The 17,902-nt window shown below is 45.6% G+C and carries 19 protein-coding genes; 14 read left to right on the top strand and 5 right to left on the bottom strand.

Going from position 1 to position 17,902, the window contains the following annotated elements; genetic code table 11:
• The first annotated feature begins 33 nt into the window (after nucleotides 1–33).
• Nucleotides 34–1,341: a serine--tRNA ligase gene (gene serS / locus OO774_RS10230; RefSeq protein ID WP_264902075.1), complete on the top strand. Its 1,308-nt coding sequence runs from the start codon at nucleotides 34–36 to the stop codon at nucleotides 1,339–1,341.
• A gap of 268 nt (nucleotides 1,342–1,609) precedes the next feature.
• Here the strand turns inward: serS and bioA are convergent, their stop codons facing one another.
• Nucleotides 1,610–2,887: an adenosylmethionine--8-amino-7-oxononanoate transaminase gene (gene bioA, locus OO774_RS10225; RefSeq protein ID WP_264902073.1), complete on the bottom strand. Its 1,278-nt coding sequence runs from the start codon at nucleotides 2,885–2,887 to the stop codon at nucleotides 1,610–1,612.
• A gap of 130 nt (nucleotides 2,888–3,017) precedes the next feature.
• Between bioA and bioB the strand changes: the two genes are divergently transcribed.
• Genes bioB through bioD form a run of 4 tightly spaced genes read left to right on the top strand, consistent with a single transcriptional unit; the run spans nucleotide 3,018 to nucleotide 6,694 of the window.
• Nucleotides 3,018–4,070: a biotin synthase BioB gene (gene bioB / locus OO774_RS10220; RefSeq protein ID WP_264902071.1), complete on the top strand. Its 1,053-nt coding sequence runs from the start codon at nucleotides 3,018–3,020 to the stop codon at nucleotides 4,068–4,070.
• On the top strand, nucleotides 4,057–5,208 hold the full coding sequence (bioF, locus tag OO774_RS10215) for an 8-amino-7-oxononanoate synthase (RefSeq protein WP_264902070.1): 1,152 nt from the start codon (nucleotides 4,057–4,059) through the stop codon (nucleotides 5,206–5,208). Before bioB ends, bioF begins: the two co-directional genes overlap by 14 nt.
• Nucleotides 5,208–6,014, top strand: a complete 807-nt coding sequence (bioC, locus tag OO774_RS10210; protein WP_264902068.1) for a malonyl-ACP O-methyltransferase BioC — start codon at nucleotides 5,208–5,210, stop codon at nucleotides 6,012–6,014. Before bioF ends, bioC begins: the two co-directional genes overlap by 1 nt.
• Nucleotides 6,011–6,694 (top strand): dethiobiotin synthase, encoded by a 684-nt coding sequence (bioD, locus tag OO774_RS10205; protein WP_264902066.1) that lies wholly within the window; start codon nucleotides 6,011–6,013, stop codon nucleotides 6,692–6,694. The genes bioC and bioD overlap by 4 nt, the downstream gene beginning before the upstream one ends.
• A 61-nt stretch (nucleotides 6,695–6,755) precedes the next feature.
• Here bioD and OO774_RS10200 read toward each other — a convergent pair whose 3' ends face one another.
• Entirely contained in the window at nucleotides 6,756–6,923 is a 168-nt protein-coding gene (locus tag OO774_RS10200) for a hypothetical protein (protein ID WP_264902065.1), read from the bottom strand.
• A 316-nt stretch (nucleotides 6,924–7,239) separates the two neighbouring features.
• On the opposite strand from OO774_RS10200, the gene htpX reads away from it, so the two are divergent.
• From htpX to OO774_RS10155, 9 genes are all read left to right on the top strand, one after another.
• The gene (gene htpX, locus OO774_RS10195; protein WP_264902063.1) at nucleotides 7,240–8,109 is read left to right on the top strand and encodes a protease HtpX; all 870 of its coding nucleotides are present in this window, start codon (nucleotides 7,240–7,242) and stop codon (nucleotides 8,107–8,109) included.
• A 205-nt stretch (nucleotides 8,110–8,314) separates the two neighbouring features.
• On the top strand, nucleotides 8,315–8,734 hold the full coding sequence (locus OO774_RS10190; RefSeq protein ID WP_264902061.1) for a nuclear transport factor 2 family protein: 420 nt from the start codon (nucleotides 8,315–8,317) through the stop codon (nucleotides 8,732–8,734).
• Complete coding sequence (locus OO774_RS10185; RefSeq protein ID WP_264902059.1) at nucleotides 8,731–9,456, top strand: SDR family oxidoreductase; 726 nt, start codon at nucleotides 8,731–8,733, stop codon at nucleotides 9,454–9,456. Before OO774_RS10190 ends, OO774_RS10185 begins: the two co-directional genes overlap by 4 nt.
• A 13-nt stretch (nucleotides 9,457–9,469) precedes the next feature.
• Nucleotides 9,470–10,762, top strand: coding sequence for an NAD(P)/FAD-dependent oxidoreductase (locus OO774_RS10180; protein ID WP_264902057.1), 1,293 nt, complete (start codon nucleotides 9,470–9,472; stop codon nucleotides 10,760–10,762).
• Between the two features lies 1 nt (nucleotide 10,763).
• A complete protein-coding gene (locus OO774_RS10175; RefSeq protein WP_264902055.1) occupies nucleotides 10,764–11,573 on the top strand; it encodes a DUF1365 family protein in 810 nt (269 codons plus the stop codon).
• On the top strand, nucleotides 11,567–12,823 hold the full coding sequence (locus OO774_RS10170; protein WP_264902054.1) for a cyclopropane-fatty-acyl-phospholipid synthase family protein: 1,257 nt from the start codon (nucleotides 11,567–11,569) through the stop codon (nucleotides 12,821–12,823). The genes OO774_RS10175 and OO774_RS10170 overlap by 7 nt, the downstream gene beginning before the upstream one ends.
• 6 nt (nucleotides 12,824–12,829) lie before the next feature.
• On the top strand, nucleotides 12,830–13,342 hold the full coding sequence (locus OO774_RS10165; RefSeq protein WP_264902052.1) for a DUF2878 domain-containing protein: 513 nt from the start codon (nucleotides 12,830–12,832) through the stop codon (nucleotides 13,340–13,342).
• Nucleotides 13,302–13,898: a chalcone isomerase family protein gene (locus OO774_RS10160; protein WP_264902051.1), complete on the top strand. Its 597-nt coding sequence runs from the start codon at nucleotides 13,302–13,304 to the stop codon at nucleotides 13,896–13,898. Before OO774_RS10165 ends, OO774_RS10160 begins: the two co-directional genes overlap by 41 nt.
• Nucleotides 13,895–14,431, top strand: a complete 537-nt coding sequence (locus tag OO774_RS10155) for a DUF3833 domain-containing protein (RefSeq protein ID WP_264902049.1) — start codon at nucleotides 13,895–13,897, stop codon at nucleotides 14,429–14,431. Before OO774_RS10160 ends, OO774_RS10155 begins: the two co-directional genes overlap by 4 nt.
• Nucleotides 14,432–14,528: 97 nt before the next feature.
• Here OO774_RS10155 and purB read toward each other — a convergent pair whose 3' ends face one another.
• From purB to mnmA, 3 genes are all read right to left on the bottom strand, one after another.
• The gene (gene purB / locus OO774_RS10150) at nucleotides 14,529–15,899 is read right to left on the bottom strand and encodes an adenylosuccinate lyase (RefSeq protein ID WP_264902047.1); all 1,371 of its coding nucleotides are present in this window, start codon (nucleotides 15,897–15,899) and stop codon (nucleotides 14,529–14,531) included.
• A gap of 151 nt (nucleotides 15,900–16,050) precedes the next feature.
• Entirely contained in the window at nucleotides 16,051–16,668 is a 618-nt protein-coding gene (hflD, locus tag OO774_RS10145) for a high frequency lysogenization protein HflD (RefSeq protein ID WP_264902045.1), read from the bottom strand.
• A 10-nt stretch (nucleotides 16,669–16,678) separates the two neighbouring features.
• Nucleotides 16,679–17,821 carry a tRNA 2-thiouridine(34) synthase MnmA gene (mnmA, locus tag OO774_RS10140; RefSeq protein ID WP_264902043.1) on the bottom strand — a complete coding sequence of 381 codons (1,143 nt, stop codon included), beginning with the start codon at nucleotides 17,819–17,821 and terminating at the stop codon, nucleotides 16,679–16,681.
• Between the last annotated feature and the right edge of the window lie 81 nt (nucleotides 17,822–17,902).

Raw genomic sequence — 17,902 nt, 5'->3', positions numbered from 1 at the left:
CGATTTCACAACTACAAAAGCATAGGATTAACAATGCTGGATTCTAAATTACTTCGAACTGAGCTGGATGAAACAGCTGCTAAACTGGCACGTCGTGGCTTTAAGCTAGACGTCGAGACTATCCGTAACCTTGAAGAACAACGCAAGTCCATTCAAGTAGAAGTTGAAAATTTACAATCCACGCGTAACTCCATCTCCAAGCAAATCGGCCAAAAAATGGCAGCTGGCGACAAAGAAGGCGCAGAAGAGATCAAGAAACAAATCGGTACACTAGGTAGCGATCTTGATGCGAAAAAAGTGGAACTTGACGCCGTAATGGCTCAACTTGAAGAGATCACTCTATCTGTTCCAAACCTGCCAGCTGACGATGTGCCAGACGGCAAAGATGAAGACGACAACGTAGAGATCTCTCGTTGGGGCGAGCCAAAAACCTACGATTTCGAACTGAAAGATCACGTTGACCTAGGTGAAATGGGCGATGGCCTAGATTTCGCGAGCGCGACTAAAATTACCGGTGCACGCTTTATCGTAATGAAAGGTCAATTCGCGCGCCTACACCGTGCAATCGCTCAGTTTATGCTAGATCTTCATACCGAAGAACACGGCTACACAGAAATGTACGTACCGTACCTAGTGAATTCTGACAGCCTATTTGGTACGGGTCAGCTACCTAAATTTGGTAAAGACCTTTTCCACACAGAGCCACTTGAAGAGAAAGTGAACGACGAAGAGCCGCGTAGACTATCGCTTATCCCAACCGCTGAAGTACCAGTAACCAACATGGTACGTGACACGATTTCTGACGAAGCTGATTTGCCACTTAAGATGACAGCTCACACACCGTGTTTCCGTTCAGAAGCAGGTTCTTACGGTCGTGATACTCGTGGTCTGATTCGTATGCACCAGTTTGACAAAGTTGAACTAGTACAAATCACCAAGCCAGAAGACTCAATGGATGCACTTGAAGAGCTGACTGGTCACGCTGAGAAAGTGCTGCAAATTCTGGAACTTCCTTACCGTAAAGTGGTTCTATGTACTGGTGACATGGGCTTCGGCGCACGTAAGACTTACGATTTGGAAGTGTGGGTTCCTGCTCAAGAAACTTACCGTGAAATCTCTTCATGTTCTAACATGTGGGATTTCCAGGCTCGTCGTATGCAAGCGCGTTTCCGTCGTAAAGGCGAGAAGAAACCTGAGCTTGTGCACACGCTAAACGGTTCTGGTCTGGCAGTTGGTCGTACTATGGTTGCTATTCTTGAGAACAACCAGGAAGCCGATGGTCGCATTGCTATCCCAACAGCACTTCAAAAGTACATGGGCGGTGCAACGCACATCGGTTAATATATACCCAATATCGTATTAGCCACTAGAACACAAAAACCCAGCTTTCGAGCTGGGTTTTTTAATATTTAACGATCAAAAACGGCTGTGTTGGTGCTATACCAATCTGGAAAATTAACTGGTCAGGGAACAGGGTTCGATAAACAAACTCTATTTGCCATGGATGGCAAATCGAAGCCCCATGGATGGGTTGATGCGTGTTTGTGTTCGATGCCTGTTTACTGGTTCTTTAGCATTAAGTATGGTCACTTTCTTACTTAGGTTGAGATTACGTAAAACAGTCTTCACGTTGCAAGGCTGCCTCAATCGCGTTGACCAACTTACCAATGTGTTCGGGTTCGCTGATAAATGGTGGCATCATATAAATGAGCTTGCCAAATGGACGAATCCATACCCCTTGCTCAACAAATAGCGCTTGGATGGTTTCCATGTTAACCGGACGGTGAGTCTCTACTACGCCTATCGCACCTAGGCAACGGGTGTTTTTCACCAGTTCATACTGTTCCAGCTTGGGTAACAACTCAGAAAACAGCGCTTCTATTTGCTGAGTCTGCTGCTGCCAGCCTCCTTGCTCGATAAGCTCTAAACTTGCAGTCGCTACCGCACAAGCAAGCGGGTTACCCATGAAAGTGGGCCCATGCATAAAGCAACCAGCTTCGCCACCGCAAACCGTATCGGCGACATGTTTCGTCGCAAGAGTGGCGGATAATGTCATGTAGCCACCAGTTAATGCTTTACCAACACAAAGGATGTCAGGCTGAATCGAGGCATGCTCACAAGCGAAAAGCCTGCCTGTTCGTCCAAACCCTGTCGCAATCTCATCAGCAATCAATAAAAGCTCATATTTATCACAAAGTGCTCTGACCCCTTTTAGGAACTCAGGGTGATAAATACGCATCCCCCCCGCACCTTGTACGATCGGCTCAAGGATCACTGCGGCAAGCTCTTGATGATGCTGCTCGATCTTGTGCGCGAAATCAGTCAAATCGTTTGGATTCCATTCATCCCAATAACCGCATGTCGGAGAGTCTGCAAAGATATGTTCTGGCAGAAAACCTTTGTATAGCGAGTGCATCGAGTTGTCGGGGTCTGTAACCGACATTGCGGCAAACGTGTCACCATGGTAACCGTGTTTTAAGGTAAGGAATTTGGGTCTGCGTTCGCCTTTTGCATGCCAGTATTGTAATGCCATTTTCAGGCTTACCTCGACGGCTACAGAGCCTGAATCGGCAAGAAAAACGTGTTCGAGATTGTCAGGCGCTAGTGAGAGTAGCTTCTTACACAAACTAATAGCGGGTTGGTGAGTAATTCCCCCAAACATCACATGCGAAACTTGGTCAATTTGCTGATGTGCCGCTTGGTTTAAATGGGGGTGGTTATAGCCATGAATCGTTGACCACCAAGACGACATACCATCAACTAATTGGGTACCATCTTCTAAATTAATATAGACCCCATCTGCCGAAGCAACTGGGTAGCAGGTCAGAGGAGTGAGAGTAGAAGTGTAGGGATGCCAGATATGTTGGCGGTCGAAGGCAAGATCCATGTGTAATTCCAAGATTAGTGTGGTTCAAAAAATAACCAGAAGTAAACTTTTGATTTTGTGCTTATGTTGACAGTTTAACGGGACTCGGTAGACTGTCAACACAACAAAAAAAGTGACCAAAGGATTACACGTGGAAGTACGTCATAACTGGACGCATGCAGAAGTGCAAGAGCTAATGGAAAAACCATTCATGGATCTTCTGTTCGAAGCACAACTTGTACACCGTCAATACCAACAAACCAATTACGTTCAAGTCAGCACCTTGCTGTCAATCAAAACGGGTGCGTGCCCAGAAGACTGTAAGTACTGTCCTCAAAGTGCGAGATATACCACCGACATTGAAAAAGAGCGTTTGATGGAAGTTGAGCGTGTCCTCGATGCGGCGCAAAAAGCGAAAAACGCAGGTTCTACCCGTTTTTGTATGGGCGCGGCGTGGAAAAACCCGAAAGAGCGTGATATGCCGCATTTGACGGATATGATCAAAGGCGTGAAAGGTATGGGTTTAGAAACCTGTATGACGCTGGGTATGTTGACGCCAGAGCAAGCGAATCAACTCGCGGATGCGGGGCTGGATTATTACAACCACAATTTAGATACCTCACCTGAGTTTTACGGCAATATCATCACTACTCGCACTTATCAGGATCGTCTGGACACGCTATCTCATGTTCGTGATGCGGGCATGAAAATCTGTTCGGGCGGCATCATTGGTATGGGCGAAAGTGCCAACGACCGTGCTGGTTTATTAGTTGAACTTGCTAATCTGCCGACTCATCCAGAAAGTGTACCAATCAACATGCTGGTTAAAGTGAAAGGCACACCGCTTGAAAAAGTCGAAGATGTTGAGCCGTTTGATTTTATTCGTCTCATTGCTATCGCACGAATCATGATGCCTCAATCTGCGGTTCGCTTGTCTGCGGGACGCGAAAACATGAATGAGCAGATGCAAGCGTTGTGTTTTATGGCTGGTGCGAACTCTGTTTTCTACGGTTGTAAGCTTCTGACAACACCAAACCCTTCTGAAGACAAAGATATGATGCTGTTTAACAAGTTGGGCATCAACAGTCAGGAAGTTTCGCAAAAGCCGGATGAAATCGAAGAGAACGAACTGCTTGACCGTGTGGTAGAACGCGTTGCTGCTCGCCCGACTAAAGACGACCTTTTCTACGATGCCAGCGTTTAAGTCTCGTATCGAATCAGCTCTTGCTCAGCGCAAAGAGCAGGGGCTGAATCGTTCAATGAATCTCGTTTTTGCTGGTAACCAGTCCACTCTGGAACATGCTGGTAAACGCTATATCAACTTCTCGAGCAATGATTATCTCGGTTTGGCCAATGATCAAGCGTTGATTCGTGCCTGGCAGCAAGGGTTAAGTGTCTACGGCAGTGGCAGCGGTGCTTCTCCCATGGTGACAGGGTTTAGTGCTGCGCACAGTAATCTAGAAGCCGCACTGACTGAGTGGTTGGGATATGAGCGTGCAATATTGTTTGGCTCGGGCTTTAGTGCCAATCAGGCATTACTGTTTACCTTGCTGGAAAAGTCAGATGTCTTATTGCAAGACCGGCTTAATCACGCGTCTTTAATGGAAGCTGGTGCGTTGTCTCCCGCTAAAATGAAACGCTTTAAACATAATGATCTCAAGCATCTCCACTCGCTTATCAACAACGAATGTAACCATTTAGTGGTGACGGAAGGCGTTTTCAGTATGGATGGTGATTGCTCGCCACTCGAAGAAATCGCCAAACTCACCCGAGCTAATGACGCCTGGCTGACAGTGGATGATGCGCACGGTATTGGGGTTCTCGGAGATACCGGCGGCGGTTCTTGTGAACGTGCTAACGTAAAACCTGAAATTCTGGTTGTCACTTTTGGTAAAGCATTTGGTATGTCAGGTGCTGCGATTTTATGTGATGCAGTAACCGGTGATTTCCTGACTCAATTCGCGCGCCATCACGTTTATTCGACAGCAATGCCGCCCGCTCAAGCCTTTGCATTGACTCATGCGGTTTCCATCGTTCAGGAGCAGGGGTGGCGACGTGAAAAACTGGCTGAGCTAAGTGCTTACTATCTTGAGTGTTTACAAGATATCGATGGATTTGTGGATACGCTGACACCGATTAAGCCTTTTGTTATCGGTGATGCAGAAAAAGCATTAACTGTCGCAGACTCGTGTCGCCAACACGGTTTCTGGGTTACGGCGATTCGACCGCCGACGGTTCCGGTAGGGACATCCCGATTACGTATCACCCTGACGGCGAATCACAGCAAAGATCAAATCAAAACATTGTCTCACGCACTTGAACAAGCACTAGGAGCGCGGTAATGAATCAAGCAGAACAGAGAGACCTGGCTCTTGACGGTCAAGATAAGAGTGCTATCGCTATTTCATTCGGTAAAGCCGCCGATACCTATGATGCTCATGCAGCCTTTCAACGTGATGTCGGGAATCGGTTATTAGAAAGGCTTCCCGAAGATTTATCAGGCAAGCGCATTTTAGATCTCGGTTGTGGAACAGGATACTTCTCTGAATTGCTCCAACAACGAGGCGCTGAAGTGGTTTGCGCTGATATCTCTCAAGAGATGCTAAACAAAGCCCATCAACGATGTGGTGACGAACGAGCAAGTTATGTGTTAGCCGACGCAGAAAATTTGCCTTTTGATGATCATCACTTCGATTTTGTCTTCTCTAGTTTGGCGCTGCAGTGGTGTAGCGACTTAAGCTATCCGCTGCGTGAAGTACGCCGAATTCTGAAAGAAGGGGGAGCAGGCTTTTTCTCTACTCTTGTCGATGGTTCACTTTTCGAACTACGTGAATCATGGAAAAAAATTGATGCATATCAACACGTCAATAACTTTATAACGCTCAATCAGGTAAAAATTGCGTTGGCGCAAGCTCACTGCAATGACCATCATCTAGACTTGACCTCCATCACAGTTTGGTACGACTCTGCGTTTTCTGTTATGCGGGACCTTAAAGGTATCGGAGCAACCCATGTTAGTGGGCGCTCTCCAGCACTGACAAGCCGCCGCAAACTTTTACACGTAGAACGTGCGTACCAAGAATTCAAAAACGATAAAGGTCTTTTACCTGCAAGTTATCAGGTTTGTTTTGGAGTAATACATCGATGATTGATGCTTTTTTTATTGCTGGTACGGATACTGATGTAGGAAAAACGGTAGCGTCTAAAGCCATTCTGCAAGCGTTAGCGGCAAAAGGGTTAAACACCATTGGTTATAAGCCAGTAGCGGCAGGCAGCGAAAAGACAGAGCAAGGCTGGCGTAATTCAGATGCGTTGCATTTACAAAAGGCTGCAACTCTAGAAGTGGTTTACGACGATATAAATCCGTATGCACTGGAGCTTCCGACTTCGCCGCATATCGCCGCGAAACATGAAGATGTTGAGATTAAATACGACGTTTTAAGTGAAAAACTGGCTCAGCATAAATCTCAGGCTGACGTCGTATTGGTTGAAGGTGCGGGGGGATGGCGCGTCCCCGTTTCGGATACAGACAATCTTTCTACTTGGGTTAAACAAGAGCAGCTTCCAGTTGTTTTGGTTGTTGGTATTAAACTGGGTTGTTTGAGCCATGCATTTTTAACAGCAGAGGCAATTCGAGCCGATGGATTGAACCTTGTTGGATGGGTAGCAAATCGCGTGAACCCGGGTACGGAGCATTATGCGGACATCATCGAAATGCTGGAAACCCGTTTAGGTGTGCCTAAATTAGGTGAAATTCCGTATGTCCCAAGTGCTAAGCGCAAAGAGCTCGGTAAATACATTAACATCGATCCTCTGCTTCAACGCTAAAACAGAAAAACGAAAGGGCTGCACAACGCAGCCCTTTCTTTATTCGTTAACCTTACGAGGATTACTTGTCGTTACCGAGTCCCATCAATGCGTGTTGCGTTTCTGCAATACGATTAGCCATATGATCATCAGTCGAAATACCAAGTTGTTGCTTTGCCTCGTCCTCTGAGATACCTAGGTGGCAACGTAGTAAATCGATAGCCATTTGATAGTCGTTCGTTTCTACCATGATTTTTTTCCCTCAAGACATGGAATCTTTGAGCTACTCGGCTTTGCTAAGCGTTCAGTGTAAGCTCGGTTTTCGTTCATCTGAGTTGAATTTAGCACGCTCATTCAACGGGACAATAAGACCAAAGTCTAAACCTAGTCTAAAATACTGTTTTTAGACTATAAAAATTTACGATTTATTTCAGCTGAGAAAACAAATGTTGCAATTTATTGCTTAACCTTGTTTTTAACATCGATAGACTATATCTATAACGCAACGGAGCACGAAACCAAATGGGATCGGCTTTTACAACAATAAGCTTCCTCGGAGAAAAGTAATGAAGCGAGTTATGTTATTCCTGGCAACTAACCTGGCCGTCGTGCTAGTACTTAGTGTTGTTCTGAATATTGTTTACGCTACAACTGGAATGCAGCCGGGCAGTCTGTCTGGCCTGTTAGTTATGGCTGCTGTCTTTGGCTTTGGTGGTGCACTCATTTCATTAATGATGTCAAAAGGCATGGCGCTGCGTTCAGTCGGCGGTATGGTTATCGAGAGTCCACGCAACGAAACAGAGCATTGGTTGTTGGAGACAGTAGGCCGTCAGGCTCAGCAAGCAGGGATCGGTATGCCAACGGTGGCAATTTATGATTCACCAGATATAAATGCCTTCGCGACAGGTGCAAAGCGTGATGACTCTTTGGTTGCGGTTTCTACGGGTCTGTTACATAACATGACTCGTGATGAAGCCGAAGCTGTGTTGGCACACGAGGTGAGCCATATTGCCAATGGTGACATGGTCACAATGACCCTGATGCAAGGTGTGGTGAACACGTTCGTGATCTTCTTGTCCCGTTTTATCGCCAACATTGTGGCGTCTAATGATGAAGAAGAAGGTCAGGGTTCAAACATGATGGTGTATTTTGGTGTCTCTATGGTGCTGGAACTGGTGTTCGGTTTCTTAGCAAGTTTCATCACCATGTGGTACAGCCGTCACCGTGAGTTCCATGCAGACGCAGGTGCCGCTAGTCTGGTCGGCAAAGAGAAAATGATTGCCGCTCTTGAGCGTTTGAAAATGAGCCAGGAATCGAAGTTAGATGGCACAATGATGGCGTTTGGTATCAACGGTAAGCAGTCTTTGACAGAGCTATTAATGAGCCACCCACCACTCGACAAGCGTATTAACGCTCTGCGCAATCAACAGTACTAATCGAATAATTTTCTGAAAAGGCTTGGTTTTTACCAAGCCTTTTTTTCGTCTGCCTGATCGCTATCCTCCTTAATCACGTATTTAATCTAGTGAAACAAAGTTATACAAAATATTTTTTGTACAACTTTGATTGATTAGTCTATGTTGTACGTATGATATTTTTGTACAACATTTGTAATTTAAGGTGCGTCGTAGGAGCAACGAAATGGAAATACGGTCTGTCGTCGATGTTTACCAGCAGCTCAGCAAAGAGAATCTACATCTGCTCGAAGAAGTATATCACCCTGACGTGGTGTTTGAAGACGCAGCCCATCGTTTGGAGGGTAGGATTGCGCTCTACCGATACTTCCAGTCACTCTACACCAATGTTATCCGCTGCGACTTTGATATTCATGAGCACCAACAGGTAGGAGAAAGCGGCTTTATTACCTGGACCATGGAACTACTTCATCCCAAACTGCAAAACGGTTCACCCATTACGGTTAACGGTGCGTCTCATCTTAAGTTCTCTGACGGTCAAGTCATCTACCACCGAGATTACTTCGATCTCGGAGAAATGCTTTATGAAAACCTACCGCTACTTGGAGCAGTGGTAAAAATGGTAAAGCAGAGGATCGGACAATGAGTGGGTATATTTTGATTACTGGTGCGACATCAGGAATTGGCAAGCAGCTTGCCCTCGATTACGCAGATTCAGGTTGGCGCGTGATCGCTTGCGGGCGTAACGAAAGTGTACTTGATGAGTTAAGTAAACATTCTTCGCTGATAGAAACGCTTCGCTTTGACGTAACGAGTTACGAAGAAACCATGCAGGCCCTGTCTTCACTTAGCTTTGTTCCAGACACCTGGTTTTTCAACGCGGGTGATTGTGAGTACATGGACAATGGCCACGTTGACGCGAAACTTTTGGCGCGGGTAATGAACGTTAATGTTATCGGCGTAGCAAACTGCGTCGAAGCCTGCCAGACCTATTTTGAGCCAGGTCACCGCATCGTGATCGTGGGGTCGATTGCGTCGGAAGTCGCGCTACCGAGAGCGGAAGCCTATGGCGCGTCAAAAGCTGCAGTCAGTTATTTCGCGCGTACTTTAGCGTTAGATGTCGCCAAGAAAGGCATACAAGTGGTGACGGTTTTTCCTGGTTTTGTCGAGACGCCGTTGACCGACAAAAACACCTTTGAAATGCCGATGATCATTTCTGTCAAGCAAGCCTCTGATTCGATCAGGAAGCAGCTTTCAGCAAACAAAAGTCACATCTATTTTCCTGCGAGGTTTACCAGCATTCTTCGCTTCATTTCGTTGTTTCCATACCGCTGGCAAGCCCGCTTAATGCGTAAACTCGTGTCGTAAAAAGGAAGAAAATATGAAAATTGCAATTATAGGCACTGGGATATCCGGACTGACATGCGGTTATTACTTGCACAAAGACCATGACATCACTTTATTTGAAGCGAATGATTACATCGGTGGGCACACCGCAACCGTTGATGTCACTGTTGATGAAAAAGACTATGCCATTGACACTGGTTTTATCGTTTATAACGACCGTACCTATCCAAATTTTATCAAGATGATGAATGAAATTGGCGTAGAAGGTATACCAACTCAAATGAGCTTTAGCGTCCGCAACAAGGGTAACGGGTTAGAGTACAACGGTCATACGATTTCGACACTGTTCGCGCAAAAGCGCAATTGGGTAAATCCAAAGTTCTATCGTTTTATTTTTGAGATCCTTCGCTTTAATAAGTTAGCAAAATCGTTTGCAGGCAAAGAACCGACAAACATGCAAACGCTTGGTGAATTCCTCGATGAGCACCAGTTTAGCCAGTTCTTCACCGATAACTATATTCTTCCTATGGGCGCGGCGATCTGGTCTTCGACACTTGCGGATATGCGTGCATTTCCGTTGATGTTTTTCTTACGTTTCTTCTTGAATCATGGCTTGCTTGATGTGACGAATCGTCCACAGTGGTATGTGATCAAAGGTGGCTCTCGCGCTTACATTCCGCCATTGACTCAAGGGTTTGCACAAAATATCCGTCTCAACAGCCCAGTGGAAAGTGTGACGCGAACAAAAGACCGAGTGCTTTTACAGGTAAACGGAACCACAGAGTGGTTCGATGAAGTAATCTTCGCTTGCCACAGTGATCAGGTAATGAGAATACTCAATGAACCAACCGCCGAGGAGCAAAGTATTCTCGGTGATATGGCTTATCAAGCGAATGAAGTGGTTTTACACACTGATTCGAGTTTACTGCCAAAACGCAAAGCAGCCTGGGCTTCCTGGAACTATCTGTTAGAAGGATGTGAAGGGGAAAGACGACGACTTCCATCGCTGACCTACAATATGAATATACTCCAGCACTTGGACGCGACACACACGTTTTGCGTGACGTTGAACAGTACAGACAGAATCGATGCGAGCAAAATTCTAAGCACGTTCACTTACGATCATCCGGTATTTACCACCGAATCTATAGCGGCTCAACAGCGGAAGGATGAGATTCAGGGTGTTTCGAATATTTGGTTTTGCGGGGCCTATTGGTACAACGGCTTTCACGAAGATGGCGTACGTAGCGCATTAGATGTGGTGAAAGCGCTGGGAAACAAAACCAGAGAACAGACGGTGGCTACTCTACAGAAAGGGGCGGCGTAATATGGTTAGCGGGATGAACAGCCGGTTGTTTATCGGCAATGTAAGACACCGACGATTCACGCCCGTGTCGCATGAACTGAATTATTCGTTATTTATGCCGGCTATTGATCTCGATGAAATTGATGAGCTTGAAAGTAAAGTATGGGGTTTCGGTACCCGCTGGTGGCACTGGGCGAGGTTTAAGCGCAGTGATTATGTCGGTGAGGGCAGCCTTAAAAAGGCAGTACAAGACAAATTAGAACGCCTGACAGGCGTGAAATGTGATGGTCGAGTTATTGCGGTGTGTCACCTGCGCTATTTAGGACTCTATTTTAGTCCGGTTAATTTCTACTATGTTTATAACAAGCAGGGTGAATGGAAATATTTGCTGGCTGAAGTAAGCAATACACCGTGGAATGAGCGTCACTATTATGCCGTTTCTGCTGATCAGGATGATGAGCAATTTGGCTGGAAACAAGAGAAAGCGTTCCATGTCTCTCCGTTTAACCCTATTGACCAACAATACCAGTGGAAGATTAAACCGCTGACCGACAAACTCAATATCCATTTAGAGTGTCACAAAGGTGATAAACATTTTGATGCCACAATGGCGATGAAAGCGAAAGTTTTATCAAGCAAAAGCCTGATGACATGCTTAGTTGTGACTCCTATCCAAACGGTAAAAGTGGTATTGGGGATTTACTGGCACGCATTAAAGTTATGGAGAAAAGGTGCGCCTTTTTATTCTCATCCTAAATACTCAGATGAAAGTAATACAAAGCCAGAAAAGAAAAATAAGAAAAGAAATAACAAGGAGAATTCTGCATGTTGAATAGTAGTGTAATCACATTACCGTGCGAACTGACTACAACTCAAAAAGCGGCTCGCAGAGTGATCGTTCAATGTTTGAAAAAAATGGAATTTGGTTGTTTAACCTTAATTGAGAGCTTTAATTCAGAAACGACAGAAAGAAGTGAACGGTTTTCTGCGCCTGATGGTTCGTATAACGGTCAGGCTGTTGTTGCTACCATTGAGGTGAAACATCCCGGCTTGTACTCACGAATTTTACGAGGCGGCAGTATCGCTGCAGGTGAGGCTTACATGGATGGCTGGTGGGATAGCCCAGACCTGACGGCATTGATGAAGCTAATGGCGATAAACATGCGCGCATTAGATCAAATAGAGGAGCAGGGCAGTTGGATAACCAAGTTGTTTTACAAAGTCAGCCATTGGGCTAACCGCAACTCCCAGGATAATTCTCGCAAAAATATTCATGCGCACTATGATCTCGGCAATGCGCTGTATGAATCATTTCTTGATAGCAACATGCTTTATTCTTCGGCGCTGTATCACCAAGATAACGAGTCACTAGAGCAAGCGCAAATCAATAAAATGGATCGTCTTTGCCAACAGATCGAGCTAAAACCATCCGATCACGTTATTGAGATTGGTACCGGTTGGGGCGCGATGGCGATTTATATGGCTGAGCAGTATGGCTGTCGGGTGACCACCACCACCATTTCAGAAGAACAGCACGCCTACGCCAAGCAACAGATTGAAGAGAAAGGCTTGTCGGATAAAATCACCTTGCTTAAAGAAGATTATCGAAACCTTGATGGCACGTATGACAAGTTAGTTTCGATAGAGATGATTGAAGCGGTGGGGAAAGCGTTTTTGCCGTCTTATATTAAGAAGTGTGAGTCACTGCTGAAACCCGGTGGTTTAATGGCTATTCAGGCGATCACTATTGCCGATCAGCGTTATGAATATTACAGCAATAACGTCGATTTTATTCAGAAGTACATTTTTCCAGGTGGATTTTTACCGTCAGTGACATCTCTGACTCAAGCGGCGACAAAGTACAGTGATCTTGTCGTACGAGACCTGTTCGATATCGGCCTCGATTATGCGAAAACACTCAATGAGTGGCATCGCCGGTTTAATCAAGCTGAGAAACAAGTTCGCGCGCTAGGTTATGATGACCGATTTATTAGAATGTGGCGTTATTACATGAGTTATTGCGAGGGTGGTTTTTTAGCACGAACCATTAGCACAGTGCACATGACTTTTCAGCGACCTTAATTCGTCATGAGAGTGTTGCTTGCTTCAACCTGGTTTCAACTTTGCTGGCTTGCAGCGGTACTCGGTACCTATCAGTGGCAATGGTTTACCCTTTGCTTCACATTGGTCACCATTGCCTACTGTGCCTTGAACGATGCGGCTGCATTGAAACCCATCGTTGTGGTTGTCGTGTTCGGGCTTGCCCTTGATAGCCTAAATCAACAGTTTTCTGTTCTGATCTTTCCAACCTTATGGTTGCCACTGTGGTTGCTATGCCTGTGGCTAATGTTTACCTGGTATGCCTACCAGCTTAAGCCAGTTTTGTATCGTTTCCCCAAAACTTACGTATCAGTAATAGGCGGCATTGGGGGATCAGCGAGTTATTTCGCTGGTTACAAACTCCAAGCAGTTGATTTTGGTTACGATGTCTTTTTCACACTGATGGTTTTATTCGTGGAATGGTGCGTCGTAACGCTACTGATACTTAGGGTGTATGGAAATGAAAAGCTTACAGGGAAAGTTAACCAAGAATCTAATTAGCGTGTTACTCCTTTCTGGACTCATTTTGCCGATTCCGCTGTATGCACAGAGTGCGGGTGCCCATACCGCCCATGTGAATACAGCGCAATGGCGTCAATGGAAAACGGTCGGTGAAGCAAAGTTGACTTGGTTTATCTTTGATATTTATGAGTCACGTTTAAGGGCGCCGGAAGGACGCTATCAGGTTAGTGCTGATGTCTCTCCTCATCCAATTGCGCTCGAAATTTATTATCAGCGTGACGTCACTAAGCAACAGCTGCTTGAGGTAACGGACGAACAATGGCAAAAGCTCGGTGTGAATAAGCAGCGACGTCAACAATGGCTTTCTGAGCTCAATAAGATGTACCCGAATATAAAGAAAGGCGATGAGCTTGCTTACGTGACAGACGGGAAAGCGGGGCAGCTTCTTTATCGTCAATCCGGGGACAGCGCCTCTAAAACTGTGGGTTATGTTGAAGATGAGGGATTGAATGATGCTTTTCTCTCCATTTGGTTGTCACCAAAAACTGAGTTCCCGAAGCTTCGTAAACAACTAATAGGACAGGTAAGGCAATGAATGTTTTCAATCGTTTAATCATTGTGACGGTTAGCATCGTTACCATTTTTCTAAGCTCATGCTCAGCAGACATAGACAATTATCAGACCAGCAAGCCTAGTTTTGATCTGTTTGGTTACTTTGAGGGCAATGTGAAAGCGTGGGGGATGGTTCAAGACTATACCGATAAGCAAACCAGACGCTTCGAAGTGGATATTGTTGGCACTGTAAAAGGCAATAAGTTGACGCTAGTGGAGGATTTCGTATTCGAAGATGGCGAGCTAGACCAACGAATATGGGTGATTAACAAGCTGGAAAATAACCGTTATCAGGGAAAAGCAGACGATATTATTGGCGTGGCAACTGGTCAAGAGCGAGGTAATGCATTGCAGTGGCAATATGATTTTGAGTTAAAAGTAGATGATGACACTTTTACTGTTACTTTTGATGACTGGCTTTATCGTCAGGATGACAGACACGTTTTTAACCTGACTAAAATTAAGAAGTTTGGTGTCGAAGTAGGGACCATAACGTTATTTTTTCAAAGACAATAACGTTACGTATCTTTGCCATTATCTGAACCCGTATAAAACAAAAAAGGTTGACGCTTTCACGTCAACCTTTTCAATGTCTGGCTAATTAAATTAGCGCTTATAGCTTATCAGTTAGCTCGATTGCCTGACCGATGTAGTTCGCTGGCGTCATTTCTTTCAGACGTGCTTTCTCGTGATCAGGAAGCTCAAGACCGTCGATAAATACACGCATTGCTTCACCGTCGACACGCTTACCACGAGTTAGCTCTTTCAGCTTCTCGTATGGCTTCTCGATGCCGTAACGACGCATTACTGTTTGCACTGGCTCTGCAAGCACTTCCCAGTTATTGTCTAGCTCTTTAAGTAGTGCTTCACGGTTAACTTCTAGCTTGCTGATACCCTTAAGTGTTGAAGTGTATGCAATCACTGCGTAGCCAACACCAACACCCAGGTTACGAAGAACGGTTGAGTCAGTCAGGTCACGTTGCCAGCGAGAGATTGGCAGTTTTTGCGCTAGGTGGCCGAATACTGCGTTCGCAAGACCTAGGTTACCTTCAGAGTTTTCAAAGTCGATTGGGTTAACTTTGTGCGGCATCGTAGAAGAGCCGATCTCACCAGCGATAGTTTTTTGCTTGAAGTGGCCTAGTGCGATGTAACCCCAAACGTCACGGTCAAAGTCGATTAGGATTGTGTTGAAACGTGCAACCGCGTCGAACAATTCAGCGATGTAATCGTGTGGTTCGATCTGAGTTGTGTATGGGTTCCAAGTTACACCTAGAGATTCAGTGATGAACTCTTCGCTGAATTTGTGCCAGTCTAGTTCTGGGTAAGCTGAAAGGTGAGCGTTGTAGTTACCTACTGCGCCGTTGATTTTCGCTAGGATTTCAACGTTTTCGATCTGCTTGTATTGACGCTCCATGCGGTACGCCACGTTAGCCATCTCTTTACCCATTGTTGATGGAGAAGCTGGCTGGCCGTGTGTACGAGACAGAAGTGGAATGTCGCGGTATTCAACAGCAAGCGCTTTGATCGCGTCGATTAGGTTGCGAATTTCTGGAAGAATTACGGTTTCACGCGCTTCTTTTAGCATTAGAGCGTGTGATGTGTTGTTAATGTCTTCAGAAGTACATGCAAAGTGGAAGAATTCGTTTACTGCGTGTAGTTCAGGAACATCAGCCACTTTTTCTTTTAGGAAGTATTCAACCGCTTTTACGTCGTGGTTAGTTGTGCGCTCGATTTCTTTAATTCGGCGCGCATCTTCTTCAGAGAAGTTTGCAGCAAGGTCGTCTAGGAATTGGTTAGCTTCTGCGCTGAATGCTGGCACTTCTGCGATTTCAGCAGTAGCAGCTAGCTTTTGTAACCAGCGGACTTCAACGATAGTACGGTATTTAAGTAGACCGTATTCACTGAAAATTTCGCGTAACGCAATCGTCTTACTTCCGTAACGGCCGTCTACTGGTGAAACAGCAGTCAATGCTGACAGTTCCATGATGTTCTCCTGAATTGGGTTTCTAAATTTCGTGAGCGTTATACCAATAACTATGGCATTTGTCACGAACATTGCGCAAACGTTTGCGCGAGAGTGGTTTTCATCTAAAAAAAATCAGCTCGCGATAAACGCGAGCTGATAGTTGTCATTCTTACATGCGGGCCAACAGGATCTGTGCTTGTTCGACCATTTTCTTGCGACCAAAGATCAAGTGACGACGCTTACCACCAACCTGACGCCAAAGTACGGCACTGCGAATACCAGATAATAACAGAGCACGTACTTTATGCTGGATTGAGGTTTGTTGTAGTACTGCAGGAGTACCCGTAACTTGAATACGCGGACCAATAGGGCTGACAACATCCAGATAAATGCTTGCCAGGTTGCTGATCATTTGATCGTCCATCAACTCGAAGTGATCGGTTTGACGCTGTGCCATCTGGATTCGATCACCGAGTTGTGACATGGCGTCGTTGCGGGCAGTCAATTTACGTTCCAATGCCATCAGGCTGATGATATAGCGAGTCAGCTCGCTGCCAGATGGCGTGCTATCAATACCTTTAACCAGACACTCCAGACCGAGCTTCAGGTTGGATTCACGACCAAATACACCAATCGTGTTGGCTGGATTGGTGTTCAAAATAGCGTTAATGGATGTTTCAAAGGCATCTTGATCACAATGTCCGTTTTTCGCTACTTGTTGAACCAAAGCAACAGCCTGGCAAATGCCAGCAAACGCGATAGTACGGTCATAAAGTGTATTCGCCACGTAACAACTCCTAAGCTTGAGAATATTTAATGCGTTGTTCGATGATACCGCCACCCAGACAAACGTCATCTTTATAGAACACAGCGGATTGACCTGGAGTCACTGCAATTTGTGGCTCGTCAAAGATCACTTTAATGTTCTCATCATCGATAGGGATGATTGTACAAGGAATATCTTGCTGACGGTAACGAGTTTTTACTGTGCACTTCATAACATCGCGAATTGGCTCACGATCTACCCAATGCAGTTGTGATGCAAGTAGACCTTCTGATTTAAGCATTGGGTGATCTTTACCCTGAACGGCAATCAGCACGTTACGCTCGAGGTCTTTCTCACCAACAAACCATGGGTCTTCATTACCACCGCCGCCTTTACGGCCGCCAATGTGCAGACCTTTGCGTTGACCAAGCGTGTGGTACATCAGTCCTTGATGCTGGCCAATGACTTCGCCTTCTGGCGTTTCGATGTTACCAGGTTGAGCGGGTAGGTAACGGCCAAGGAATTCAGTAAACTTACGCTCACCGATAAAACAGATACCGGTAGAATCTTTTTTCTTCGCTGTGATTAAATCTTGTTCTTCCGCGATTCGGCGTACTTCCGGCTTTTCTAAATCACCAACTGGGAACAGGCTGCGCGCAACTTGCTCGTGGCTTAATGTGTATAGGAAGTAGCTTTGGTCTTTGTTGCTATCCAGGCCACGCAGCATCTGTGGCTTCTCCTGTTCTTCACCAGGTAAAGAGTTTTCTGGGAAAGAACGGCGTACGTAGTGGCCCATCGCGATGTAATCTGCATCCAGTACTTCGTCAGCAAATTCAAGGAACGCTTTAAACTTAATTTCTTTGTTACAAAGAATGTCTGGGTTAGGCGTTCGGCCTGCTTTGTACTCCGCAAGGAAATACTCAAATACGTTATCCCAGTATTCGGCAGCAAAGTTAATGGTGTGTAGGTGGATGCCAAGCTTGTCACATACTGCCTGAGCATCGGCTAAATCTTCTGCTGCTGTGCAATACTCTTCGTTGTCATCTTCTTCCCAGTTCTTCATGAACAGGCCTTCAACTTGGTAGCCTTGTTGCTTTAGAAGATACGCAGAAACAGATGAATCAACGCCGCCGGACATACCGACGATGACTTTCTTTTGGCTGTTGTCAGACATTACTAAACACCACTTAAATAAACGGGAGGCAGATTCTACCAGAATCCACAGACCGGTGACAGATCCGAGATCGAACTCACA

Origin of the sequence: Vibrio sp. STUT-A11, assembly GCF_026000435.1 — a bacterium.
Taxonomy (GTDB): Bacteria; Pseudomonadota; Gammaproteobacteria; order Enterobacterales; family Vibrionaceae; genus Vibrio.
This window is presented reverse-complemented; position numbering and strand designations above follow the sequence as displayed.